Annotated in this window: 19 protein-coding genes; 12 read left to right on the top strand and 7 right to left on the bottom strand. The window is 72.9% G+C overall.

Annotated elements, in window-relative coordinates; all coding sequences use genetic code 11:
- Positions 1–11 precede the first annotated feature (11 nt).
- Genes FJQ56_RS13940 through FJQ56_RS13930 form a run of 3 tightly spaced genes read right to left on the bottom strand, consistent with a single transcriptional unit; the run spans position 12 to position 3,879 of the window.
- A complete protein-coding gene (locus tag FJQ56_RS13940; RefSeq protein ID WP_140010158.1) occupies positions 12–2,117 on the bottom strand; it encodes a PTS fructose transporter subunit IIABC in 2,106 nt (701 codons plus the stop codon).
- Complete coding sequence (locus FJQ56_RS13935; RefSeq protein ID WP_140010457.1) at positions 2,114–3,085, bottom strand: 1-phosphofructokinase family hexose kinase; 972 nt, start codon at positions 3,083–3,085, stop codon at positions 2,114–2,116. Before FJQ56_RS13935 ends, FJQ56_RS13940 begins: the two co-directional genes overlap by 4 nt.
- Positions 3,086–3,111: 26 nt before the next feature.
- Entirely contained in the window at positions 3,112–3,879 is a 768-nt protein-coding gene (locus tag FJQ56_RS13930) for a DeoR/GlpR family DNA-binding transcription regulator (RefSeq protein WP_140010456.1), read from the bottom strand.
- Between the two features lie 86 nt (positions 3,880–3,965).
- On the opposite strand from FJQ56_RS13930, the gene ptsP reads away from it, so the two are divergent.
- On the top strand, positions 3,966–5,654 hold the full coding sequence (gene ptsP / locus FJQ56_RS13925) for a phosphoenolpyruvate--protein phosphotransferase (protein ID WP_211351019.1): 1,689 nt from the start codon (positions 3,966–3,968) through the stop codon (positions 5,652–5,654).
- Between the two features lie 12 nt (positions 5,655–5,666).
- Here the strand turns inward: ptsP and FJQ56_RS22480 are convergent, their stop codons facing one another.
- Positions 5,667–6,308 (bottom strand): LuxR C-terminal-related transcriptional regulator, encoded by a 642-nt coding sequence (locus FJQ56_RS22480; protein ID WP_211351017.1) that lies wholly within the window; start codon positions 6,306–6,308, stop codon positions 5,667–5,669.
- A complete protein-coding gene (locus tag FJQ56_RS22475) occupies positions 6,260–7,402 on the bottom strand; it encodes a sensor histidine kinase (protein WP_211351015.1) in 1,143 nt (380 codons plus the stop codon). Before FJQ56_RS22475 ends, FJQ56_RS22480 begins: the two co-directional genes overlap by 49 nt.
- A 108-nt stretch (positions 7,403–7,510) precedes the next feature.
- Between FJQ56_RS22475 and FJQ56_RS13910 the strand changes: the two genes are divergently transcribed.
- Complete coding sequence (locus FJQ56_RS13910; RefSeq protein ID WP_140010155.1) at positions 7,511–9,709, top strand: MMPL family transporter; 2,199 nt, start codon at positions 7,511–7,513, stop codon at positions 9,707–9,709.
- Here FJQ56_RS13910 and FJQ56_RS13905 read toward each other — a convergent pair.
- Positions 9,675–11,837 (bottom strand): molybdopterin-dependent oxidoreductase, encoded by a 2,163-nt coding sequence (locus tag FJQ56_RS13905; RefSeq protein WP_140010154.1) that lies wholly within the window; start codon positions 11,835–11,837, stop codon positions 9,675–9,677. The two genes, FJQ56_RS13910 and FJQ56_RS13905, sit on opposite strands and share 35 nt — an antisense overlap.
- A gap of 147 nt (positions 11,838–11,984) precedes the next feature.
- Here FJQ56_RS13905 and FJQ56_RS13900 point away from each other — a divergent pair, with 147 nt between their 5' ends.
- The 3 genes from FJQ56_RS13900 (at position 11,985) to FJQ56_RS13890 (ending at position 15,054) form a co-directional block, all read left to right on the top strand.
- Positions 11,985–12,566, top strand: coding sequence for a TerD family protein (locus FJQ56_RS13900; protein ID WP_140010153.1), 582 nt, complete (start codon positions 11,985–11,987; stop codon positions 12,564–12,566).
- Positions 12,567–12,647: 81 nt separating this feature from the next.
- On the top strand, positions 12,648–13,742 hold the full coding sequence (locus tag FJQ56_RS13895; protein ID WP_246084158.1) for a DUF475 domain-containing protein: 1,095 nt from the start codon (positions 12,648–12,650) through the stop codon (positions 13,740–13,742).
- 94 nt (positions 13,743–13,836) lie between these two features.
- Entirely contained in the window at positions 13,837–15,054 is a 1,218-nt protein-coding gene (locus FJQ56_RS13890) for a hypothetical protein (protein ID WP_140010152.1), read from the top strand.
- Between the two features lie 858 nt (positions 15,055–15,912).
- On the opposite strand, the gene FJQ56_RS13885 is transcribed toward FJQ56_RS13890, so the two are convergent.
- On the bottom strand, positions 15,913–16,488 hold the full coding sequence (locus tag FJQ56_RS13885; protein WP_140010151.1) for a TerD family protein: 576 nt from the start codon (positions 16,486–16,488) through the stop codon (positions 15,913–15,915).
- A 163-nt stretch (positions 16,489–16,651) separates the two neighbouring features.
- Between FJQ56_RS13885 and FJQ56_RS13880 the strand changes: the two genes are divergently transcribed.
- The 7 genes from FJQ56_RS13880 (at position 16,652) to FJQ56_RS13855 (ending at position 25,054) form a co-directional block, all read left to right on the top strand.
- The gene (locus FJQ56_RS13880) at positions 16,652–17,818 is read left to right on the top strand and encodes an HpcH/HpaI aldolase/citrate lyase family protein (RefSeq protein ID WP_211351013.1); all 1,167 of its coding nucleotides are present in this window, start codon (positions 16,652–16,654) and stop codon (positions 17,816–17,818) included.
- Positions 17,815–19,065: a phosphoribosyltransferase family protein gene (locus FJQ56_RS22470; RefSeq protein ID WP_211351011.1), complete on the top strand. Its 1,251-nt coding sequence runs from the start codon at positions 17,815–17,817 to the stop codon at positions 19,063–19,065. The genes FJQ56_RS13880 and FJQ56_RS22470 overlap by 4 nt, the downstream gene beginning before the upstream one ends.
- Positions 19,065–20,186 carry a cysteine protease StiP family protein gene (locus FJQ56_RS22465; RefSeq protein WP_211351010.1) on the top strand — a complete coding sequence of 374 codons (1,122 nt, stop codon included), beginning with the start codon at positions 19,065–19,067 and terminating at the stop codon, positions 20,184–20,186. Before FJQ56_RS22470 ends, FJQ56_RS22465 begins: the two co-directional genes overlap by 1 nt.
- 7 nt (positions 20,187–20,193) lie before the next feature.
- Positions 20,194–20,985 carry a Cof-type HAD-IIB family hydrolase gene (locus tag FJQ56_RS13870; RefSeq protein WP_140010149.1) on the top strand — a complete coding sequence of 264 codons (792 nt, stop codon included), beginning with the start codon at positions 20,194–20,196 and terminating at the stop codon, positions 20,983–20,985.
- A gap of 43 nt (positions 20,986–21,028) precedes the next feature.
- Positions 21,029–22,126 (top strand): WD40/YVTN/BNR-like repeat-containing protein, encoded by a 1,098-nt coding sequence (locus FJQ56_RS13865; RefSeq protein WP_140010148.1) that lies wholly within the window; start codon positions 21,029–21,031, stop codon positions 22,124–22,126.
- A 160-nt stretch (positions 22,127–22,286) separates the two neighbouring features.
- Positions 22,287–22,562 (top strand): 30S ribosomal protein S15, encoded by a 276-nt coding sequence (gene rpsO / locus FJQ56_RS13860; RefSeq protein WP_140010147.1) that lies wholly within the window; start codon positions 22,287–22,289, stop codon positions 22,560–22,562.
- A 269-nt stretch (positions 22,563–22,831) separates the two neighbouring features.
- Entirely contained in the window at positions 22,832–25,054 is a 2,223-nt protein-coding gene (locus FJQ56_RS13855) for a polyribonucleotide nucleotidyltransferase (RefSeq protein WP_140010146.1), read from the top strand.
- Positions 25,055–25,060: the final 6 nt, after the last annotated feature.

The raw sequence follows: 25,060 nt of genomic DNA, 5'->3' as shown, positions 1-25,060 counted from the left end.
AGGACGGTAGGTCAGACGGCCACGGCGGCGGCGGGGGTCTTCGCGGTGGACTTCAGGGCGATGACCGCGGCCGCGCCGACCACGACGCCGGCGGCGAGCGAGATCAGGAAGCCGAGCACGCCGTCGACGGCGAAGAGCACGAAGATGCCGCCGTGCGGGGCCCGGACGCTGACGTCGAGGGCTTCGGACAGCCCGCCGGTGACGGCGCTGCCGAGCATGATGGCCGGGATGACCCGCAGCGGGTCGGCCGCGGCGAACGGGATCGCTCCCTCGGTGATGAAGGAGGCGCCGAGGAGCCAGCCGGCCTTGCCGTTCTCGCGCTCGGCGGCGTTGAAGAGCTTCGGTCGGACGACGGTGGCCAGGGCCAACGCGATCGGCGGCACCATCCCGGCGAGCATGACGGCCGCCATGATCTTGAGCTGAGGAGCGTCGCTGGCCAGCGAGGCACCGCCCACCCCGGCGGCGGCGAACGAGTAGGCGACCTTGTTGAGGGGACCGCCCATGTCGAAGGCCATCATCAGGCCCAGGACGACGCCGAGTAGGACGGCGTAGCTGCCGCTCATGTCGGTGAGGCCGTCGTTGAGGCGGTCCATCAGCCAACCGATCGGCTTGCCGAAGACGACGATCATCAGCAGGCCGGCGACGATCGAGGTGACCAGCGGGATCACCAGGACCGGCATCAGGCCCCGGGCCCACGAGGGGACCTTGCGCTGGGCCAGCCAGTGAGCGATCACGCCGGCGAGCACGCCACCCACGATTGCGCCCAGGAAGCCGGTGGCGGGCAGGGAGACCGGGTCGGCCGCGCTGCTCTGGACGGCGAAGATGTTGGCCGCCAGCCCGCCGACGATGAAGCCGGGGGCGATGCCGGGCCGGTCGGCGATGGCGTAGGCGATGTAGCCGGCCAGGGCCGGGATGAAGAACATGAACGCGGTCTTGCCGATGATGAAGAACAGCGCGCCCAGGTAGGCCATCAGGCCGGAGTCGAACAGGGCGTGGTCGAGGCCGAGCGCACCAGGGTCGGGCAGGTCGAAGAACGTGTTGTTGACGGCGATGTCGCCGTAGGGGCCGACGATCTCGTAGCCGCCGAGCAGGAAGCCGAGTGCGATCAGCAGACCGCCGGCCGCCACGAAGGGGATCATGTAGGACACGCCGGTCATCAGCACCCGACGGATCCGGCCACCCCACGACTCGGTGCCGGTCGACGCGGCCGCGTCACCGCCGCCGTCGGCGCTGCCCTCGACGCGTGGGGCGTGGGGGTCGTCGGCGCGCTCGAGCGCCTCGGCGATCATCAGGTCGCCCTCGTCGATCGGGCGCTTGACGCTGGAGGAGACCAGCGGCTTGCCGGCGAAGCGGCCACGGTCGCGGACCCCGACGTCGACGGCGAAGATGACCGCGTCGGCCGCGGCGATGACCGCCGGGTCGAGCGGCGTCGCGCCGGCCGAGCCCTGGGTCTCGACGTCGATGGTGACGCCGGCCCGACCGGCGGCGGCCTCGAGGGCCTCGGCGGCCATGTAGGTGTGGGCGATGCCGGTCGGGCACGCGGTCACGGCGACGAGGCGACGCGTGGTCGCGGCGGTCGCGGCGGGTGCCTTGTCGAGCGGGCCTGCGGCAGCCCCCGTGGCCCCAGCGACTCCGGCGGCCCCGGTGGTCGCCGCGGTCGAGGGGGCCGGGTCGACGACGCCGGCGACCAGCGCGACGACCTCCTCGGGCGTGGCGGCGGCGCGCAGGCCGTCGGTGAAGTCCTTCTTGACCAGCGCGCGGGCGAGCTTGGTGAGGATCTGCAGGTGGGCGTTGTCGCCGCCCTCGGGGGCGGTGATCAGGAACGCGAGGTCGGCGGGGCCGTCCTTGGCGCCGAAGTCGACGGGCGGCGCGAGCCGGGCGAAGACCAGCGTCGGGGTGTCGACCCCGGCGGTGCGGCAGTGCGGGATCGCGATGCCGTCCTTGAGCCCGGTGGCCGACTTGGCCTCGCGGGCCAGGGCGTCCTCGACGATGCGGTCGACGTCGGTCGCCCGCCCCGCGGAGGCGACCACGGCGGCCAGCGCCCGGATCACGTCGTGCTTCTCGGTGCCGAGGTCGGCATCGAGACGGACCAGATCCACGGTGATGAGGTCGGTCATCGGTCACTCTCCAGTGGTGAGGGCAGCGCGCGTACGACGACCAGGTCGGGTCGCACCTGCGTGGGTTGCGGGATGGTGGTGCCGGGCAGGCCGGCGGCCGCGCTGCCGTAGGCGACGGCGAGCGCGAGACGGTGGGCGGGGTCCTGCTGGCGCAGGCCCCCGAGGAGGTAGCCGAAGAGGCTGGAGTCGCCGGCACCGACGGTGCTGACGACGTCGGTCGGGGGCGGGATGGCGTGCCAGGCGCCGTCGGCCGTGACCAGCACCGCCCCGTGGCCGCCCAGGGTGGCCAGGACCTCGGTGACACCACGGTCGAGCAGGGTCCGGGCCGCGGCGGCCGCGGCGGCGGGGTCGGCCTCGAGTGCCGCGCCGTCGGCGCCGGTGAACGAGGCCAGCTCCTCGCCGTTGGGCTTCATCAGGTGCGGGGCCGTGTCGGGGCCGAGCCGGTCGACCAGGGAGACCAGCGGCTCGTCGCTGGTGTCGACGGCGATGCGGGTGGTGGTGGTCGTGCGCAGCTCGGCGACGAGGTCGGCGTACCAGCGGGCGGGGGCGCCGGGCGGGAGCGAGCCGGCGAGCACGATCCAGTCGGCCTCGTCGGCCAGCGAGCGCAGGGTCGCGGCGAGCGCGTCGAGGGTGGCCGGGCTCGCGGTGGCGCCGGGGCTGTTGAGCTTGGTGGTGGTGCCGTCGGGCTCGCTGATCGTCAGGTTGACCCGCACCGGCCCGTCGCCCGGTGCGAGGCGGTGGGCGATGCCGGCGGCGGCCAGGTCGGCGACGAACGGGTCGTCGCCGGCGGCGGGCAGCACGGCGGTGGTCGCGACGCCGGCGGACAGGCAGGCGCGGGAGATGTTGACGCCCTTGCCGCCGGCCTGGGAGAACGCCGAGGCGGTGCGGTGCACGCCACCTCTGACCAGCGGACCGGCGAGCGCCACGGTGCGGTCGATGCTGGGGTTAGGGGTGAGGGTGACGATCAGGCCGCGGGCGTCGGGCGGGGGAGTGCTCACGGGAGGACCACCTCGACGCCGGCCTTCTCGATCGCGCGGCGGTCGCCGGGCTCGATGCCGGTGTCGGTCACCAGGCAGTCGACGTCGGCGAGCGCGGCGAAGCTGATGGTCGACTCGCGGCCGACCTTGGAGGAGTCGGCCAGGACGACGACCCGGCGGGCGGACGCGACGATCGCGCGCTTGGTCGCCGCCTCGTCGGCGTCGGGGGTGGACAGCCCGTGGCGCACGGTGAGCGCGTTGGTGCCGACGAAGGCCACGTCGGCGCGCAGCCGGCCGAGGGCCGTCACGGTGTCGGCGCCGACGGCGGCCTGGGTGGCCGCACGGACCCGGCCGGGCAGCAGGTGGAGCTCGACGGCCGGCAGGCCCGCCAGGCGGGCCGCGACCGGCACCGCGTGGGTGAACGTCACGAGCCGGCGGTCGGAGGGGATCGCGGCGGCCAGGCGCGCGGTGGTGCTTCCGGCGTCGAGCACGACGGTGCCACCGTCGCGGGGGAGCAGGGCGACCGCCGCCTTGGCGATGAGGTCCTTCACGTCGGCGTTGGTGCGGTCGCGCTCGCCGAGCCCGGCCTCGATCGGGCCGAGGGCGTCGGCCGGCACCACGCCGCCGTGCACCCGGCGTACGAGCCCCAGGCGCTCGAGCTGGGAGAGGTCGCGGCGCACGGTCTCGGTGGTCACGTCGTACTCGGCGGCCAGGGTCGCGACCGACATCCGGCGTCGCTCGGCGACGAGCCTGGACATGGACTGCTGGCGTTCCTCGGCGTACACGGTGACCTCCTTCACATTCTGTGTATGTGTTGTTTTATGCCCGTATGTGTTGACTGTCAAGGGGTGGGGCCGGGTAACTTGTGATCGTGGTCACCGATTCCCCGTCCTCCGTCCCCGAGCTCCGGGGCACCCCCGTCGTCCCCGGCGTCGCCTACGGCCCCGCCGTCGTCGCCCGCGGGGAGGTGTCGGCCGAGGCGGTCGCCGCCTTCGGCGACGGGGGGTACGCCGACGACGAGGGCGCGCTGGCGGCCTTCGACGCCGCCGCGGCCGAGGTGGCCGACGGCTTCGCCACCAAGGCCGAGAGCGCCACGGGGGCGGCGGCCGAGGTGCTGGGCGCGAGCGCCGGCCTGGCCCGCGACCGCGGCCTGCGCGGTGCCGTGCGCAAGAACCTGCGCGGGGGGAGCCCGCTGCTGGTCGCGGTGCACGACGCGGTCGAGCAGTTCGTCGGCACCTTCACCAAGATGGGCGGGCTGATGGCCGAGCGGGTCACCGACCTGCGCGACATCGAGAAGCGCCTGGTCGCCCGCATCGTGGGCGAGCCCGAGCCGGGGGTGCCGACCCCCTCCGAGCCGTCGGTGCTGGTCGCCGAGGACCTCGCCCCCGCCGATACCGCCGGGCTCGACCCGGCGGTCGTCGTCGCCCTGGTCACCGAGCGCGGCGGCCCGACCAGCCACACCGCGATCATCGCCCGCCAGCTCGGCATCCCCTGCGTGGTCGGCGTGGCCGACCTGCTCGCCGTCGAGGCCGGCACCCTGCTGCTCGTCGACGGCACCACCGGCCTGCTGACCCCCGACCCCGACGCCGACGAGGCGCGGCGGCTGGTCGCCGACGACGCCGAGCGGCGCGCCGCGCTCGAGACGTGGAGCGGCCCCGGCGCCACCGCCGACGGCCTCGCGGTCAAGGTGCTGGCCAACGTCGCCGACGGCGAGTCGGCGCGCAGCGCCGCGACCGCGCCGGTCGAGGGCGTGGGCCTGTTCCGCACCGAGCTGTGCTTCCTCAACCGCTCCGAGGAGCCGAGCGTCGACGAGCAGGCCGCCATCTACACCGAGGTGCTCGCGGCGTTCGGCGACGTCGGCCACGTCGTCGTCCGCACCCTCGACGCAGGCTCCGACAAGCCCGTCGCGTTCGCCACCCTGGCCGGCGAGGAGAACCCGGCGCTCGGCGTACGCGGCCTGCGGCTGTCGTTCGGCAACCCCGGGCTGTTGTCCCGCCAGCTCGACGCGATCGCCGCGGCCGCGCGGGCCACCGGCACCGAGACCTGGGTGATGGCGCCCATGGTCGCGACCGTCGCCGAGGCTGCCGACTTCGCCAGCGCGGTCCGCAGCCGCGGGCTCAAGGCCGGGGTCATGGTCGAGGTGCCGTCGGCGGCGCTGCTGGCCCACCGGATGCTCGAGGTCGTCGACTTCCTGTCCATCGGCACCAACGACCTGACCCAGTACACGATGGCCGCCGACCGGATGGCCACCGACCTGGCCCACCTCACCGACCCGTGGCAGCCCGCCGTGCTGCAGCTGGTGGCGATCACCGCCGAGGCCGGTCGCCAGGCCGGCAAGCCGGTCGGGGTCTGCGGTGAGGCCGCCGCCGATCCGCTGCTGGCGTGCGCCCTGGTCGGGATGGGGGTCACGTCGCTGTCGATGGCCGCGGCCGCCGCGCGCCCCGTCGGCGCCCGGCTCGCCTCGGTCACCCACGACCAGTGCGAGGAGGCCGCCGAGGCGGCTCTGGCCGCCGCCGACCCCGCGGCCGCCCGAGCCGCCGTGCTCGCGCTGCTCTCCTGAGCGGGCGGGGGCTCAGACGCGCAGCCAGGCGAGCACGGCCCGCACCCGGCGGTGGTCGTCGTCCGCGGCGCCGAGGTCGAGCTTGGCGAAGATGCTGTTGATGTGCTTGGCGACGGCCTTGTCGGTGACGACCAGCCGGGCCGCGATGGCGGCGTTGGAGCGGCCCTCGGCCATCAGCCCGAGGACCTCCCGCTCCCGCGGGGTCAGCCGGTCCAGCGGCTCCTCGCGACGCCGCGCCATGATCGTGGCGACCACCTCGGGGTCGAGCACGGTCGCGCCGGCGGCCACCCGGCGTACGCCGTCGACGAACTCGGCGACGTCGGAGACCCGGTCCTTGAGCAGGTAGCCGACCGAGCCCTCCCCGCTGGCCAGGAGCTCGCGGGCGTAGAGGTGCTCGACGTACTGGGAGATGACCATGACCGGGAAGCCCGGCCGCGCCTGGCGCACGGCGATCGCGGCGCGCAGGCCCTCGTCGGTCTGCCCCGGTGGCAGGCGTACGTCGACCACCGCGGCCTGCGCGTCGGGGTCGCGGAGCGCGGCGTCGAGCGACGCGGCGTCGACCGCCGCGTGCAGGATCGTGAACCCGTTGGCCTCGAGGAGCTGGATCATCCCGGCCCGGAGGAGGGCGTGGTCCTCGGCGAGGACAAGTCGCACGGCACCTCCAGGATGACCTCGGTCGGCCCGCCGGTCGGGCTCGACACCGACATCGTGCCGTCGAAGGCGGCCAACCGGCGTCGGACCCCCAGCATGCCGGTCCCGGCGCCCGGATCGGCGCCGCCCACCCCGTCGTCGTGCACCCGGACCCGCACCCGTCCGTCGACGTGGGTCATGGCGATGGTGACCGCGTCGGCGCGGGCGTGCTTGCCGACGTTGGCCAGGCACTCGGCCACGGCGAAGTAGACGGCCGACTCGACCGGCGCCGGCGGGCGGCCGTCGAGGTCGGCGACGACCGTGACGGGCACCGCCATGTCGAGCGCGAGGGCCTGGACCGCCCCGGTGAGGCCGCGGTCGGCCAGCACCGGGGGGTGGATGCCGCGCACGACGGAGCGCAGGTCGCCGATCGCGGCCGAGGTCGTCGTCCGGGCGTCGCCGATCAGGCGCCGTGCGGCGTCGGGGTCCTCGGCGAGCAGCTGCTCGGCCAGCCCCAGGCTCATCGACAGCGCCACCAGCCGCGCCTGCGGGCCGTCGTGCAGGTCGCGCTCGAGGCGGCGCAGCTCGGCAGCGGCACTGTCGACGGCCTCGGCGCGGGTCTCGGTGAGCACCTGCACCCGCTGCTGGAGCCGCTCGGTGCGGCTGGTGGCCAGGAACCACAGGTCGATCTGGCTGCGTGCGCGCATCTTGGGACGCAGCGTCCACCACCACAGCGGCCAGGTCACCAGGGCCAGCAGCTCGAGGACGCAGATCAGCGCGATCACCCAGCCGAACGTGCATGCCCACACCAGCCAGGCCAGGTCGCGCCAGGTCATCGGGTCACGGGCCACGGCGACCAGCGCGTGCCACGGGTGGCTCGGTACCGGGCGGTAGGGGCGCGGCACCTCCAGCCCCAGCACGTCGGTGGCCATCCGCCGGTGGGCGTCCGCGACCACGCGGGTGAGCGGCACCGAGATCGCGAGCAGCAGCCCGCCGACCCAGACGACCATCAGGGCGGCGCCCGTGACCGTGAGGATCGCCAGCACCAGGGCGAGGATCCCGAGCACGAGCTGCGCGGCGGCGTACGCCGTCAGGCGCAGACGGCTCGGTTCGGTCACGTCCCCATCATCGCGGGTCGAGAGACCGTCGGGCAGTGGTGCAGGCACCACCTCGGGAGTGGTGGCCGCGCCCCTGACGGCCGGGTCCGCGGCGGTGACGCTGGGGCCATGTCGAATCCCCTGGTCACCGTCCCTCGCCGCGCCGCCCGCTGGAGCGCCACCCACCCCTGGCGGGCCATCGGCGCCTGGTTCGCCTTCGTGGCGCTGGCCGTCGTGCTCGCCTCCTTCGTGCCGACCGTCGAGGCCGACGACGCCGACTACCGGATCGGCGAGTCCGGTCGGGCCGACGCCCTGGTCGACGCGGCGGGCCTGGACGAGCCCGGGACCGAGTACGTCCTCGTCACGGGGCGGGCATCCGACCCCGGAGCGCTGGACGCGGCGGCGGGCGACGTGGCCCGTGCTCTCGCCGGCGTCGACGGCGTGACGTCCGTCGGCGAGCCGCAGACGAGTCCCGCCGGGTCCGAGGTCCTCGTCCCAGCGCTGCTCGGCGAGGAGGAGGACCTGCCCGACGACCTCGCCGACGACATCGGGGACACCGTGTCTCAGGTGGCCACATCCCATCCCGGCCTGGAGATCCGGGTGTCCGGGGACGCCACGCTCGACGCCGCGATCGACGAGCGTGTCGGCAAGGACCTGCACGCCGCCGAGGGCATCAGCCTCCCCATCACCCTGGTGCTGATGCTCCTGGCGTTCGGGGCGCTCATCGCCGCCGGGCTGCCGGTCCTGCTCGCCGCGACGAGCGTGGCCGCCACGATCGGGGTGCTCGCCCCGCTCTCGCACCTGGTGCACGCGGAGCCGACCGTCACCAGCATGATCGTGCTCATCGGCATGGCGGTCGGCGTCGACTACTCGCTGTTCTACCTCAAGCGGGAGCGCGAGGAACGGCTCGCCGGGCGCTCGACGCTGGACGCCATCGACATCGCCGCCCAGACCTCCGGCCACTCGATCCTGGTGTCCGGCGCGGCCGTCGTGGTGGCGATGTCGGGGCTGTTCCTGATCGGGGACACGACCTTCGACAGCCTGGCCGTCGGCGCGATCGTCGTGGTCGCGGTGGCGGTGCTCGGCTCGATCACCGTGTTGCCGGCCCTCTTGGCCAGGCTGGGCCGTTGGGTCGACCGGCCGCGGGTGCCGCTGCTGTGGCGCGCCAACGCCCGGATCAGCCAGGGCGGGCTGTCGCGCCGCATCCTGCGGCCCGTCGTACGCCGGCCGGTGGCGGCGCTCCTGGCCGCCGGGCTCGTCGTCCTGGCGCTGGCCCTGCCCGCCGTGGGCCTGCGGATCCACTCCGCCAACCTCGACACGATGCCGTCCTCGATCCCCGAGGTGCAGACGATGCGCGACCTCACGGCCGCGTTCCCGGCCGAGGGCACCTCGGCCACCGTGGTGGTCGAGGCCGATCCGGCGCTGGCCGGACGGGTCGCCACCGCGCTGGACGACCTCGCGACCCGCGCGGCGGCGTCCGGACGCTTCGTCGCGACCCGGGAGGCGCCGGTGGTGTCGGCCGACGGCGGCACGACCGTGCTCGACCTCGTGATGCCGTACGACGAGTCCGACGAGCGCGTCGGCGACGCGCTGGAGGCGCTGCGCGACGACCTGGTGCCCCAGGCGCTCGGTGGCCTCGACGCCGAGACGGCCGTCGGCGGCGGTGCGGCCGAGAGCTACGACTTCGACGCCCGGCTGGGCGACCGGCTGCCCCTGGTGATCGGGTTCGTGCTGCTGCTCACCGCGCTGGTGATGCTGGCGACCTTCCGCAGCCTGCTCCTGGCCGTGGTGTCCGTCCTGCTCAACCTGGCCTCGGTGGGCGTGGCCTTCGGCTGCCTGGTCCTGGTCTTCCAGCACGGCGTCGGCGCCGACCTGCTCGGCTTCACCACCCCCGGCTTCGTGATCGACTGGCTCCCGCTGTTCGTGCTGGTCGTGCTCGTCGGGCTCTCGATGGACTACCACGTGTTCGTGCTGAGCCGGGTCCGCGAGCACGTGCGCGCCGGGCTGCCCGCCCGCCTCGCGGTCGAGCGTGGGATCTCCGAGACGGCCGGGGTCGTGACGAGCGCGGCCGCGGTGATGGTCTCGGTCTTCGCGATCTTCGCGACGCTGTCGATGCTCGAGATGAAGATGATGGGCGTGGGCCTGGCCGCCGCGATCCTGCTCGACGCCACCTTGATCCGGTTGGTGATGCTGCCCGCGATCCTGGTGCTGCTGGGCGAGCGCGTGTGGCGTCGTACGCCGACCGCGACGGCCGCAGCGCCGGTCGACGAGACGCCCGACGAGACGGCCGCCCTCAGGCCGGCGACACCGTCACCGGCACTCCGTTGAGGGCGGCGTTGCCGGACACGACGTCGAGCAGGTCGGGGTCGGTGAGGTCGTTGATCGACACCCCGACCACGGTGCTGGCGTGCGCGAGGCGGGTGCCCGGCAGCTGGTGGCCGTAGCCGTGGGGGAGCGAGACGACGCCGCGCATCATGTCGTCCGCCCCGGCCACGGCGACCTCGACCGAGCCGACGCGTGAGGTGACCACGACGGTGCCGCCGTCGGCGATGCCCCGGTCGGCGAGGTCGTCGGGGTGCATGAGCAGCTGGTGGCGGGCCCGGCCCTTGGTGAGCCGGGTCGTGTTGTGCAGCCAGGAGTTGCAGTCGCGCTGGTGGCGGCGGCCGATCAGCACCAGCTCGTCGGCGGCCCGGGGCGTGGCCTCGAGGTCGGCCAGCCAGGCGGTGAGGCGGTCGAGGTCGCCGACGAGCAGGTCGGGCACCAGGTCGATCCGCTGGTCGGGGGTCTGCAGACGGGCGGGCATCGTCGGGCGCAGGGGGCCGAGGTCGACGCCCTCGGGGTGCTCGACGAGGTCGGCCGCCGTGGCCCGGCCGCCGCTGTCGAGGAGCCGCTCGACGAGGTCGGCGGGCTCGGCGGCCAGCTGCCCGGCCGCGTCGTCGGACAGCGGGCTGCCGAGCCGCTCGGCGATCCGGGTCGCCAGCGCCCCGAAGATCTCCCAGTCGTGGCGCTGGTCCTCGTCGCGCGCGAAGACCGCCGGCGTCCAGCGCGCGGTGTTGCGCACCGCGAAGCCGTGGAACACCAGGTCGTACTGGTCGCGCTCGAGCGCACTGGTCGGCGGCAGCACCACGTCGGCGTGCCGCGTCGTCTCGTTGAGGTAGAGGTCGACGGCGGCCATGAAGTCCAGGCCGTCGAGCGCCTCGGCCAGGCCCGGTCCGTCGGGCGTGGACAGCACCGGGTTGCCGGCGACGGTGACCATCGCCCGCACCTGGCCCTCGCCTGGCTCGCGCATCTCCTCGGCCATGACCGAGGACGGCAGCTCCCCGGCGAACTCGGGTACGTCGCGCACCCGGCTGCGCCAGCGGTCGCGGCGACCCGGACCGGCGATGCGCAGCCCGACGGTGTCGACCGCCGGCTCGGTGAACATCGCGCCGCCGGGGGAGTCGAAGTGGCCGGACAGCAGGTTGAGGCAGGCGATCGCCCACTGGCACAGGGTCCCGAAGCCCTGCGTGGACACACCCATCCGGCCGTAGACGACGGCCGGGCCGGCGCCGGCCAGCTCGCGCGCCAGGGACCGGATCGCGCCGGCGTCGACGCCCGAGACCGCGGCCGCGCGCTCGGGGGTGAAGGGCGCGACGAGGTCGGCGAGGTGCTCGAGGCCGTCGACGTACGCCGGGGGGCGGGCCAGGCCCTCGCTGACGAGCACGTGCAGCATCGCCAGCAGCACCGGGGCGTCGGTGCCGGGTCGGACGAAGTGGTGCTCGTCGGCGACCTTGGCCGTCTCGGTACGGCGCGGGTCGAGCACGACCATCCGGCCGCCACGCTCCTTGAGCTCGCGCACCCGCTTCGGGAAGTCGGGGACGGTCATCAACGAGCCGTTGGAGGCCATCGGGTTGGCGCCGACGACGAGGAACAGCCGGGTGCGGTCGAGGTCGGGGATCGCGATCATCAGCTGGTGGCCGTACATCTGCCACGCGACCAGCTGGTGGGGCACCTGGTCGACGGTCGAGGCGCTGAACCGGTGGTGGGTCCGCAGCGCGCGGACGAACCCGGCGCCGTGGGTGCCGAAGCCGAGGGAGTGGGCGTTGGGGTTGCCGAGGTAGACGCCCACGGCGTCGCCGCCGTGCTCGGAGATCGTCGCGGCCAGTCGGTCGGCGACGAGGTCGAGGGCCTCCTCCCAGCCGAGCTCCTCCCAGGTGTCGGCCGCACCGTCGGGCCCGGGCACCCGGCGTACGGGACGGCGCAGCCGGTCGGGATCGGTGTAGACGTCGGCCAACGACACGCCCTTGGGGCAGATGTAGCCGCGGGACAGCGGGTCGTCCGGATTGCCCCGGATGCCGGTGACGGCGCCGTCCTCGAGGGTCAGCTCGAGGCCGCAGATCGCCTCGCACAGGTTGCAGACGCCGAGGCGGGTGCCGGTGAACCCGGCGGGGACGGGTGGCTGGCGCAGGATGCCCATGGAGCCATAGAACCAGTACGGCGTACCGGGACGTCGAGAGAAGTTCTCGGCCCCGAAACTGTCTGTCCCCTTCGTGCGTTTGTAGGGTTGCCACACGACGGGCCGCGCACCAGCGCGCCCGACCCCGATCGAAACGAGGAAGTCGACATGGTCGTCAGCTTGTCCAAGGGTGGAAACGTCTCTCTGACCAAGGAGGCCGGGCCCTCCGGGCTCAACAAGGTGCTGGTGGGTCTCGGCTGGGACGTGCGCACCACCACCGGCACCGACTTCGACCTCGACGCCTCGGCGCTGTCGTGCGGCGCCGACGGCAAGGTCGTCACCGACCAGCACTTCGTCTTCTACAACAACCTCACCTCGCCCGACGGCTTCGTCGTCCACCAGGGCGACAACCGCACCGGTGAGGGCGACGGCGACGACGAGGTCGTCGAGGTCAACCTGGCCGGCATGGGCGCCGACGTCGACAAGGTCGTCTTCGCCGTCTCGATCGACCAGGCCGACGCCCGCGGGCAGAACTTCGGCCAGGTGACCGGCGCGTTCATCCGCGTCGTCAACTCCGACAACGGCACCGAGCTCGCCCGCTACGACCTCTCCGAGGACGCCTCGAGCGAGACCGCCATGGTCTTCGGCGAGCTCTACCGCAACGCCGCGGAGTGGAAGTTCCGCGCCATCGGCCAGGGCTACGCCTCGGGTCTCGCGGGCATCGTGCGCGACTACGGCGTCAACCTCTGACGTACACCGCCACACCTGCCTGAGCCGGCCCCGCACCTCCTGCGGGGCCGGCCCCTCTTCGCTGACTAGAGAGTCATCCCCGTGCTGCTGCTCAAGACGCTTCGCTGGCCGTTCCTGTTCACCGTGATCGGGCTCGCGGTCGCGTTCATCTACGACGGGACCACCGGCCTGGCGGTCACCGCGATCCTCATCGTGCTCGAGGTCTCGCTGTCGTTCGACAACGCGGTCGTCAACGCCAAGGTCCTGAACCGGATGTCGGAGTTCTGGATCAAGATCTTCCTGACGGTCGGCATCGTCATCGCCGTCTTCGGCATGCGGCTGCTGTTCCCGCTGGTGATCGTGTTCGTGACGGCCGACCTGTCGCCCCTCGAGGCCTGGCGGCTCGCCCTGGAGCAGAAGCCCGAGAGCGACCCCACGTCGTACGCGCACATCCTCACCGAGGCGCACCCGCTCATCGCCGCCTTCGGCGGGATGTTCCTGCTGATGATCTTCCTCGACTTCGTGTTCGACGAGGACAAGGAGCACCACTGGCTCGGGCCGATCGAGCGGGCCATGTCGAAGGCCGCGGCCTTCCCGGCCATCTCGTCCCTGGTCGCGCTGGTGTGGCTGTTCACGTTCTCGCGGATCTTCCACGAGGAGGCCCAGGACATCCTGGTCGCCGGCGTCTTCGGCATGATCCTCTACCTCCTGGTCGGTGGCCTCGGCGACTACTTCGACCAGGGCTTCGACGAGGACGACGAGAGCGACGACCCCGTCCCGTCGAGGCGCGACGCGACCGGCGCGGTCGTGGTGGCGACCGGCAAGGCGGCGTTCTCGCTGTTCCTCTACCTCGAGCTGCTCGACGCCAGCTTCAGCTTCGACGGCGTCATCGGCGCCTTCGCCATCACCACCGACCCGATCATCATCGCCCTGGGTCTGGGTGTCGGTGCCTTCTACGTCCGGTCGATCACGATCTACCTGGTCCACGCCGGCACGTTGGCCGAGTACGTCTTCCTCGAGCACGGCGCCCACTGGGCGATCGGCGCGCTGTCGCTGCTGCTGTTCGTCAGCATCGGGCCCGAGATCCCCGAGGTCGTCACCGGCCTCATCGGGGTCGCGTTCATCCTGGCCGCCCTGTGGTCCAGCGTGCGCTACAACAAGGCGCACGCCGACGAGGAGCACGTGGTCCACGCCTAGTCGCTACCGACTCGCATGACCGCCCCGGCCCGTCGTCCTCGCGGACGGCGGGCCGGTGCGGTTCGAGGCCCCCGGCCGCTCGTACGATGAGGACGTGTCGAACCGAACTCCTGCCGCGCAGCAGCGCGAGGCGACCCGGAGTGCGCTCGACCAGCTGATGCTCGACTTCCAGCACCTCGACAGCTCCCAGCGCACCCTGCGCGGGATGGTCGAGAGCTTCCAGGCCTACCTGCCCGACCGGGCGGCCTCCTCCGGGCTCGTGCCCCGCTTCCGCGTCATCGACCGCGAGGCCGAGGAGCTGATCGCCGAGTACCTCCAGGTCCTCGACCAGCACCCGTTCGACGAGGGCCTCGACCAGCGAGCCCTCGGCGCTGCCCACCGGGCGTACGCCGACGTGGGGCCGCGCCTGGCCAAGCACGCCGACGCGATGGACCAGGTCGTGCTCGACTACGACGCCGAGCTCACCCGCATCGGCCAGCAGGTCCAGCGTGGCCGTGAGCTCAAGGAGGAGGCGGCGGCCCAGACCTCCCGCGTCGCGGCCGCGGCGGCCACCCTGCGCGCGAGCGGGCTCGAGGTCCCCGAGCTCAACGACCTCCTGGCCCGCACCCGCGCGGCGGCGCTCGCGGCGAGCGGCTGGCAGCCGGCGACCGGGTTCGCGGCCCTCGAGCAGGCCCGGACCGAGCTCACCGCCCTGGCCCAGGCCGCCGAGACCCTCGCCGAGGACTACCCGCAGCGCGTCGCCAAGGCGCGCACCCGTCGTACGACGCTGCGCACGGCGGCCGAGGCCGTCGAGTCGCGGATCGAGCGGGTCCCCGACGACCTGGCCCACCTGCGCCGCGAGTTCAGCATCGGCAACTGGCGCGACCTGGAGCCGGTCGAGCAGACCGTGCGCGACCAGCTCGCCCTGGCCCGGTCCAAGCTTCACGACTTCGACCGCCTGGTCGAGGCGGGGTCCGACTGGGCCCTGCCCCTGCGCCTGCTCGACGAGGCCCGCGTCGCCCTCGACACCGCCAAGACCCAGGTCGGCGCCCCCGCCGAGCGGCTCACCGCGCTCCGGGAGGTCAAGGCCGACCCCGAGGCACTGATGCGCCAGGTGCGCTTCCGCCTGCGCGACGCGCAGCTCATGGTCACCAACGGCCGCAAGCCCGGCGGCGACGCCGTCGGCCGCGAGCTCGACGGCCTGGCCCGCCGCCTCGACGGCCTGCGCAGCGGCCTGCAGGGTGTCCACCCCGACTACTGGGCGCTCCTGCAGGAGGCCGACCGGATCACCGCGGCGGTCAAGGCGCAGGTCGAGCGGTTCCGCGGGTTGTAGGGCTCACGTCGGTCGTGGTGCGAGGGCCACACGTCGGTCGAGGTGCGAGGCGCGCTAGCGCCGAGCCTCGAGACCCCCGCAGGGTACGCCGGTCTGCAGCGACGTCCTCTCGTACCGGGTCTCGTGGCGTCCGGGTTGGGCGGCGGCGCGCGTAGCAGACCGCGTCTCGGCGTCAAGGACGCCTGCGGCGCCGCTGCGCGGCCGCTTCGCGGTCCTTGACCCCGAGCCTCTCGCGGTCTGCTTCGGCGCGCACCACGGCGAGGCCTCGCTTCGCTCGCTCGCCGTCGCCTGCGCCGCCGCCCGACCCTGGGCTGTGTGGGCGGTTCGTGAGCCACCGTTCTGGAGCTCTGACCGGGTGGGTTCGGTGGCTGGCTCACCGCTGGTCCGGCCGCCTGGTCGGGGCGGTGGCTGAGCCACCGTTGTGGGGCCTTGGACGAGTCGGTCCGGTGGCTGACGCACCGCCGGCCCGGGCGGTGGCTCGACCGGAGCGATTCTCCTGAACCAGGTTCACGGGATCCTCTCCAGTCGCCAGGACCCGGATCACTGTGGTCGTCGGGGTGTCCGCGCTGGACGAGGGCGCGGCGCAGCCCGCCCTTGTCTGCGCCGTCAAGCATTCCGGGAGAGGCTCGCGGTCAAGGATCGCGAAGCGACCGCGAAGCGGCGCCGAAGGCGTCCTTGACGGCGAGACCCGGAATGCTAGGCGCGCGGACACCCCGACCCGGCGAGACCCACGCCGGCGAGAGTCCGCTCCAACGACACCGCGGTCGGGTCGGTTGCCTCGGCGGCGGGGGTCTCGAGGCTCAGGCCTGGCGGCCTTCGCACCTCGACCGACGTGTGGCTGCCGTCGTACGACGAGACCTAGAGCGTCACGCCGTAGTTGCTGATGATGCCCTGCAGGCCGGAGGCGTAGCCCTGGCCGATGGCGCGGAACTTCCACTCGGCGCCGTTGCGGTAGAGCTCGCCGAAGACCATGGCGGTCTCGGTCGAGGCGTCCTCGGAGAGGTCGTAGCGGGCGAGCTCGGAGTCGTTGCTGGTGTCGATGACGCGGATGTAGGCGTTCTTGACCTGGCCGAAGCTCTGGCCGCGCGAGTCGGCGTCGTGGATGGTGACGTTGAAGACGACCTTGTCGGTCTGCGGGGTGAGCTGGGAGAGGTCGACCTCGATGCTCTCGTCGTCGCCGGTGGCCGCGCCGTCGCGGATGTCGCCCTTGTGGCGCACGGTGCCCTCGGGGGAGGTCAGGTTGTTGTAGAAGATGAAGTGCTGGTCGGAGAGCACCTTGTCGCCCTCGCCGCAGACCAGGGCGGTGGCGTCGAGGTCGAAGTCGGCCCCGTCGGTGGTCCGTGCGTCCCACCCGAGACCCACGCGCACCGACTGCAGCGACGGGGCGATCTTGGTGAGGCTGACGTTGCCACCCTTGGACAGCGAGACGGGCATGTTTTCTCCTCTGCGATGGGGACGGCGAGCGAACGCCGTTGTTCGAGCGCAGGCTACTCGCCGGGGGGCAGCCGGTTACCTGCCCGACCTATCCTGTGCGGAATCCTCGGAGGCGACCCCACGCGTCCGAACCTCCGAACCTCACCACGAGAGCGGGCCGACGTTGCGCCAGTTCCACTTCCTCGACGCGGCCGACCGCGCTCAGCTGTTCCACCGTGAGCCGGCCGACCTCTCCCGAGACGGCTCGCTCGAGGTGCTGTCGCACGCCCTGGGCGCGACGCTCTACATCCCGGCCACCCGGGAGTCGCTCGCCGCCGACGTCCTGCGGGTCGCGAGCCAGGGCTCCACCAGCTGCGTGATCTGCCTCGAGGACGCGATCCCCGACAGCGCCGTCGAGTACGCCGTGACCCACGTCGCCGAGGAGCTCGCGCTGCTTCGCGGGCGGGCGGACCTCCCGCTGATCTTCGTGCGTGTCCGCACCCCCGACCAGCCGGGCCGGCTGGCCGGGCTGATGGGCGAGGCCGCCGACGTGATCGACGGGTTCGTGCTGCCGAAGTTCTCGACCGTGCACGGTCCCGAGTTCCTCGACGCGGTCGGTGACTGCGAGAGCAGGGTCGGGCGGCGGCTGATGGTGATGCCGGTGATCGAGACGCCCGAGGTGATGTACCGCGAGACCCGGATCGACGAGCTGCTCGGCCAGCGCGCCCTGCTCGCCAAGTACGCCGACCGGGTGCTGGCCGTGCGCATCGGCGCGACCGACATGGCCTCGGTGTTCGCGCTGCGCCGCCCCCGCGACCTGACGATCTACGACGTCCGCATCATCGCCGGGGCGGTCGCCGACGTCGTCAACGTGCTCGGCCGACCCGGTGGTCACGCGGTGACCGGCCCGGTCTGGGAGTACTTCACCGCACCCGACCGGCTCTTCAAGCCCCAGCTGCGTGAGTCGCCGTTCGTGCGCAGCGACGACCGCGAGCTCCGCGCGCGCCTGCTCGCGCGCGACCTCGACGGCCTGATCCGCGAGGTGCTGCTCGACCGCGCCAACGGCCTGATCGGCAAGACGGTGATCCACCCCAGCCACGTGCCCGTCGTGCACGCCCTGTCGGTCGTCTCCCACGAGGAGTACGACGACGCCCTCGGCGTCTTGTCGGCCAAGGAGGACGGCGGCGGCGTGGCGCGCTCGTCCTACCGCAACAAGATGAACGAGGCCAACCCCCACCACGCCTGGGCCCAGCAGCTGCTCCTGCGCGCCGAGGTGTTCGGCGTGGCGGCCCCCGACGTGACCTACGTCGACCTGCTCGCCGCGGCCACCGCCGACGAGGGGGCCCTGTGAGCGCGACATCCGAGGTCGGGGCCGGCGCCGACCCCCGCACCGTGTGGTCAGGTGACTGGGTCACCGAGCACGCCGGGGTCGAGCTGGTCTCGCGCCCCGACAGCGCGCCGGTCGCCGACCTGGTCGGGCTCGCCGTACGCCGCAACCCGCGTCGTGTCCACCTGGTCGTCAGCACCGTCCTCGCCAAGCACGTGCCCGTCTCGCCCGGCACCGCGCGTCGGCACGGGTCCGACCTCGGGGTGCTCGTCGAGGACGCCCTCGGGGGAGCCCGGGCCGAGCTGGTCCTGGGCTACGCCGAGACCGCCACCGGCCTGGGACACCTGGTCGCCGACCGCCTGGGTGCGACGGCGATCCACTCGACCCGGCGTCCCGGCTGGTCGGCGCTGAGCTTCGAGGAGGAGCACAGCCACGCCACCACCCACCGGCTCCAGCCGCGCGACCCCGCCCTGCTGCGCGGGACCGGCCCCCTCGTGCTCGTCGACGACGAGCTCACCACCGGCCGCACCATCCTCAACACGGTCCGTGAGCTGCACGCGATCTCGCCGCGTCCGGCCTACGTCGTCGCGGCGCTGGTCGACCTGCGCCCCGACGCCGCCCGCGCGCTGGCCCTCGAGGTGGCCGCCGAGCTCGGCACCTCGATCACGTTCGTCGCGCTGCTCCAGGGCGAGGTCCGCACGCTGCGCGAGCCCGACGACGAGGTCCGTGCGGCCGTGGCGGCCGGACCCGTCACGGTGCGCCCGGCCACCGGACGTACCGAGGAGGTCAGGACGTCGTACGCGTGGCCCGAGGGGGTCCCCGACGGCGGTCGGCACGGCCTCGGTCCGGCCGACGCCGACGGGTTCGAGACCGCTGTGGTCGAGCTGGGAGAGGAGCTCGGCCGGCTGGTCGGCGGCTCGGGCGCGGTGCACGTGCTCGGCACCGAGGAGCTGATGTACCTCCCGCACCGCCTCGCCGAGCACCTCGAGGCGACCCGCCCCGCGCTGGCCGTCACCGTCTCGTCGACCACGCGCTCGCCGGTCGTGGTCCGCGACGACCCGGCCTACGCCGTACGGCACGGCATCACCTTCCCCGCGCACGACGGCGCCGCCGACGACCAGCCCCGGTTCGCCTACAACCTCGAGCCCGGGCGCTTCGACGTGATCGTGCTCGTGCTCGACGAGGCGACCCCCGTCGACGGGGCCGTCGAGCTGCGCGCGGCCCTGCGCAGCCTGACCGACCGCGTCGTCGTGGTGCGGGTGGCGCCCTGATGCCGACCCCGCTGCACGGACCCGGCTTCGGGTCCTACCCCGCCGACGACGTCACGTGGCTCCTCAAGGACCTCAGCCACGTCGAGCTGGAGGCTCCGGTCGAGGAGCGCGAGGAGGCGATCCAGGCCGGCCGCGCGCACTACGCCGAGTCGCTCCCGGTCGAGTACCAGCCCAGTGACGACTACTACGCCCTGTTCGACAAGGCGCTGTCCGAGCAGGCCCGCCGGGTCGCGCTGGCGGCCGCGACGCTGGTGCACCTCGTCGTCGACCTGCGCGGGCCCGACGCCGTGCTCGTCTCGCTCGCACGGGCCGGCACCCCGATCGGGATCCTGCTGCGTCGCTACGCGCGCCGACTGGGGCTCGACCTGCCGCACTACACGATGTCGATCGTGCGCGGTCGCGGGCTCGACGAGGTCGCGCTGCGCCACCTCGCCGACCGCCACCGAGCCGAGGACGTCGTCTTCGTCGACGGGTGGACCGGCAAGGGCGCGATCTCGCGCGAGCTGACCGCGGCCTGCGCCGAGATGGAGCAGCGGCTCGGGCTGCGCTTCGACCCGTCGCTGGCCGTGCTGGCCGACCCCGGCTCCAGCACCGAGGTCTACGGCACCCGCGACGACTTCCTGATCCCGTCGGCCTGCCTCAACTCCACCGTCTCGGGCCTCGTCTCGCGCACCGTCCTCAACGACCGGCTGATCGGGCCCGACGACTTCCACGGCGCCAAGTTCTACGCCGAGCTCGCCGCCGCCGACGTCTCGATGACCTACGTCGAGACCGTCGAGTCCCACTTCGGCGCGGTCGCCGACGAGGCGCGCGCCGAGGCCACCCGGCTGCGCGCCGCCGACCGCACCCCGACGTGGTCGGGGTGGGCCGCGGTCGAGGAGGTCAGCGCCGCCTACGAGATCGGCGACGTCAACCTCGTCAAGCCGGGCGTCGGCGAGACGACCCGGGTGCTGCTTCGCCGGGTGCCCTGGCGGGTGCTCGTACGACCCGACCGGCGCCACGAGCTCGGCCACGTCGAGCTGCTCGCCGAGCAGCGCGGCGTCCCGGTCGAGGTCGTCGACGACCTCGCCTACTCCTGCATGGGCCTGATCCACCCGGGGTTCTCCCGGAGCGAAGGATGACCGTCTCGTGATCGCCTCCGACATCGACCGCACCCTGCTGTGGTCCCACAAGCGCGTCGGTGACGTGCCCCCCGACGAGCTCGTCTGCCTTGAGGTCCTCGACGGCCGTGACTGGGCCTACGTGACGGCCCGGGCGTGGGACGCGCTGGCCGTGCTCGACGCCGACGACCTGGTGCTGTGCACCACGCGCACGCCCGCCCAGGTGCTGCGGCTCAAGCTGCCGTCGTACCGGCGGGTGCTGTGCCTCAACGGGGGAGTGCTCCTGGTCGACGGGGTGCCCGACGCCGACCACGCCCGGGCCACCGCCGCCCTGCTCGCCCAGCGCCGGCCGATGAGCGAGTTCGCCGAGCGTGTCGCCCACCTCGTCACCGCGCCCCACGTGCGCGGCCTGCGCGACGCCGACGGCACCTTCGCCTACTTCCTGCTCAACGACGAGCCCGTCGCCGACGGCTGGCTCGCGGAGCTGGAGGAGATCGCGGCGGCCGACGGCTGGCGACTGACCCCCGAGCAGACCAAGGTCTACGCGATGCCCGACACCCTGACCAAGGAGGCCGGGCTGGCGCGGATGGTCGAGCAGGACGACGACGAGCTGCTCGCCGCCGCCGGCGACTCGCGCCTCGACGAGGGCATGCTGCGCCTTGCGCGCCACGCCCTGGTCCCGCGAGGCGCCTACCTGGAGTCCCACGGGTGGGACGGCGCCATCACCTCGGCCACCGGCGTACGCGCCGGTGAGGAGATCGCGCTGTGGCTGGCCGAGCACGCGATGAGTTCGCGGAGGGCGGCAGGTCTCACCTCCTGACGGACGTCGTCGCGACCCGAGGAGACCCCATGAGCGAGACCCGATGAGCACGGTGCTGATGATCGGCACCCGCAAGGGACTGTGGATCGCCACGTCCGACGACGAGCGCCGCGACTGGGAGCTCACCGGGCCCCACCACGACATGGAGGAGGTCTACTCCTGCCTGATCGACCCGCGCGGCAGTCGCGGGCGCGGGGGAGTCCCGCGCCTGTTCGCGGGCGCGTCGTCGCCCTGGATCGGTCCTCGGGTGCGGTGGTCCGACGACCTCGGCGCCACCTGGCAGGAGGGGCCCGACGGCGGCCCGCGCTTCGACGAGGGCACCGGCACCTCGGTCGAGCGTGTCTGGCAGCTCGTCGCCGGCACCGAGGACGGCGTCGTGTGGGCCGGCACCGAGCCGGGAGCCGTCTGGCGCTCGGACGACGACGGGCGCACCTTCGCCCTCGAGCAGGCTCTCTGGGACCACCCCGACCGTGCGGACTGGGGCGCGGGCTACGGAGGTCAGGCCTTCCACACGATCCTCCCGCACCCCACCGACCCCGCGTCGGTGACGGTCGCGATCTCCACCGGCGGCGTCTACCAGACCGCCGACGGCGGCGCCTCGTGGCACGCACGCAACCGGGGCATCCGCGCCGACTTCCTGCCCGAGGGGCAGCAGTACCCCGAGTTCGGGCAGTGCGTGCACAAGGTCGCGCGCCACCCGTCGCGACCCGAGCGCCTGTTCCTGCAGAACCACGGGGGCGTCTACCGCTCCGACGACCACGCCGCCACCTGGGTCCCGATCCACGACGGGCTCCCGGTCGACTTCGGCTTCCCGGTCGTCGTCGACCCCCAGGACCCCGACACCGTCTACGTGTTCCCCAACAGCTCAGGCGACAGCCGCTACCCACCGGGGGGCCGTGCCCGGGTCTGGCGGTCGCGCGACGCCGGGGCCTCGTGGGAGGCGCTCGACAACGGCCTGCCCGACCGCTTCTACGTCGGCGTCATGCGCGATGCGATGGTCAGCGACGACCACGACCCGACCGGGCTCTACGTCGGGGCACGCAACGGCGCGGTGTGGGGCTCGGCCGACGCGGGCGCGAGCTGGCGGCCCCTGGTCGCCAACCTGCCCGACGTGCTGGTGGTGCGCGCGGCGGCGTACTGAGCCGGGGTTTGGGTGCCTGAGCACCGGCGCGTTAGCCTGTGATGTCCGTCCCGTGAGGGACGACGACCCACCCTGACCGCCGTGCAACGGCCGCGGATCCAGAGTGCCCGGGAGAACAGGCCCCGGCGCGCCGCGCAGACAACCCACGAGAAGGAGCCGTATGTCCATCGGGACCGACGCTGCGACCAAGAGCAAGATCATCGCCGAGTACGCCACGACCGAGGGCGACACCGGCTCACCCGAGGTCCAGATCGCGCTGCTCAGCCACCGCATCTCGCACCTCACCGACCACCTCAAGACCCACAAGCACGACCACCACAGCCGTCGTGGTCTGCTGCTGCTCGTCGGCCAGCGCCGCCGGCTGCTCAACTACCTCAAGAAGACCGAGATCGAGCGCTACCGCTCGATCATCGAGCGCCTCGGTCTGCGCCGCTGACCTCGCCGTCGGGATCCACCACCTGGTGGGTCCCGACGTCTGCGTTGCGGGCCTGCGGGCCCGACACAACTGAACACCCACCCACTGGAGCGATCCGCGCCACCGTCCGGCCCGGTCCTCGGTAGTGATCTTCAGGAGCCCGTCACGCACCACGGTGCGGCGGCCCTGCGGATCTCGATCGAAGATCGGCCCACCGCCCGGCTCCCACAGGAGGAGCCCCGGCATGTGCGCGGGAGCCGCGGATCGCACCGCGAACACGAAGGAACACCGTGACAGAACCCGTCATCAGTGCTGTCGAGACCGTTCTCGACAACGGCAAGTTCGGCACCCGCACCGTCAAGTTCGAGACCGGGCTGCTGGCCCGTCAGGCCGCCGGTTCGGTGACCGCCTACCTCGACGACGAGACGATGCTCCTGTCGGCCACCACGGCCGGCAAGCACCCCAAGGACCACTTCGACTTCTTCCCCCTGACGATCGACGTCGAGGAGCGGATGTACGCCGTGGGCCAGATCCCCGGCTCGTTCTTCCGCTCCGAGGGTCGTCCGGGCGAGGACGCCATCCTCACCTGCCGCCTGATCGACCGGCCGCTGCGCCCGACGTTCAAGAAGGGCCTGCGCAACGAGGTCCAGGTCGTCATCACCGTGATGGCGCTCGACCCCGACCAGCCCTACGACGTCCTGGCCATCAACGCCGCGTCGCTCTCGACCCAGCTCTCCGGCCTGCCGTTCTCCGGCCCGGTCGGCGGCGTCCGCGTCGCCCTGATCGAGGGCCAGTGGGTCGCGTTCCCCAGCCACAGCCAGCTCGACAGCGCCGTGTTCGACATGGTCGTCGCCGGTCGGGTCACCGACTCCGGTGACGTCGCGATCATGATGGTCGAGGCCGAGGCGCCCGAGAACACCTACGAGCTCGTCGCCGGTGGCGCCACCGCGCCGTCCGAGGAGATCGTGGCCGGTGGCCTCGACGCCGCCAAGCCCTTCATCAAGCAGCTGTGCGAGGCCCAGGCCGAGCTGGCCAAGCAGGCCGCCAAGCCCGTCCAGGACTTCCCGGTCTTCCTCGACTACGACGACGACGTCTACGCCGCCGTCGAGGCCGCCGCGTCCGCCGGCACCACCGAGGCCCTCGCGACCTTCGGCAAGCAGGAGCGCGACGAGAAGCTCGACGTCGTCAAGGCCTCCGTGCTCGACCAGCTCGGGGCCCAGTTCGAGGGTCGCGAGAAGGAGATCGGCGCCGCGTTCAAGTCGGTCACCAAGTCCCTCATGCGCGAGCGCGTCCTGCGCGACAAGGTCCGCATGGACGGTCGCGGCCTGGCCGACATCCGCGAGCTGCACGCCGAGGTCGGCGTCATCCCGCGCGTGCACGGCTCGGCGCTGTTCGAGCGCGGCGAGACCCAGATCCTGGGTGTCACCACGCTCAACATGCTCAAGCTCGAGCAGCAGCTCGACACGCTGAGCCCCGAGAAGCACCGCCGCTACATGCACAAGTACGTCTTCCCGCCGTTCTCCACCGGCGAGACCGGTCGCGTGGGCTCGCCCAAGCGCCGCGAGGTCGGCCACGGTGCGCTCGCGCGCCGCGCGCTGCTCCCCGTGCTGCCCGACCGCGAGACGTTCCCCTACGCGATCCGCCAGCTCTCCGAGGCCATGGGCTCCAACGGCTCCACCTCGATGGGCTCGGTCTGCGCCTCGACCCTGTCGCTGCTGCAGGCCGGTGTGCCCCTCAAGGCCTCCGTCGCCGGCATCGCGATGGGCCTCATCTCCGGCGAGGTCGACGGCGAGACGCAGTACGTCGCGCTGACCGACATCCTCGGTGCCGAGGACGCGATGGGCGACATGGACTTCAAGGTCGCCGGTACCCGCGAGTTCGTGACCGCGCTGCAGCTCGACACCAAGCTCGACGGCATCCCCGCCGAGGTGCTGGCCGCCGCGCTGACCCAGGCCCGCGACGCGCGCCTGGCGATCCTCGACGTCATGGCCGAGGCCATCGACGCCCCCGAGGAGATGTCGATCCACGCGCCGCGGATCATCACGGTCAAGGTCCCCGTCGACAAGATCGGTGAGGTCATCGGCCCGAAGGGCAAGATCATCAACCAGATCCAGGACGACACGGGCGCGACCCTGTCGATCGAGGACGACGGCACGGTCTACATCGGGGCGACCAGCGGCGCTGCGGCCGAGGCCGCCCGCAACGCGGTCAACGCGATCGCCAACCCGATGATGCCCGAGGTCGGCGAGCGCTACCTCGGCACGATCGTCAAGACGACCAACTTCGGTGCGTTCGTCTCGCTGATGCCCGGCAAGGACGGCCTGCTCCACATCACCAAGCTCCGCAGCCTGGTGGGCGGCAAGCGCGTCGAGAACGTCGACGACGTCGTCGCGGTCGGTCAGAAGATCCAGGTCGAGATCGCCGAGGTCGACGACCGCGGCAAGCTGTCGCTGATCCCCGTCGTCGAGGACGCCGAGGCTCCGGCCGACGCCGAGGTCGACTCCGAGGACTGATCCACC

It is taken from the genome of Nocardioides plantarum (assembly GCF_006346395.1).
Taxonomy (GTDB): domain Bacteria; phylum Actinomycetota; class Actinomycetes; order Propionibacteriales; family Nocardioidaceae; genus Nocardioides; species Nocardioides plantarum.
The sequence above is the reverse complement of the archived record's forward strand: the minus strand, read 5'-3'. Positions and strand labels throughout refer to the sequence as shown.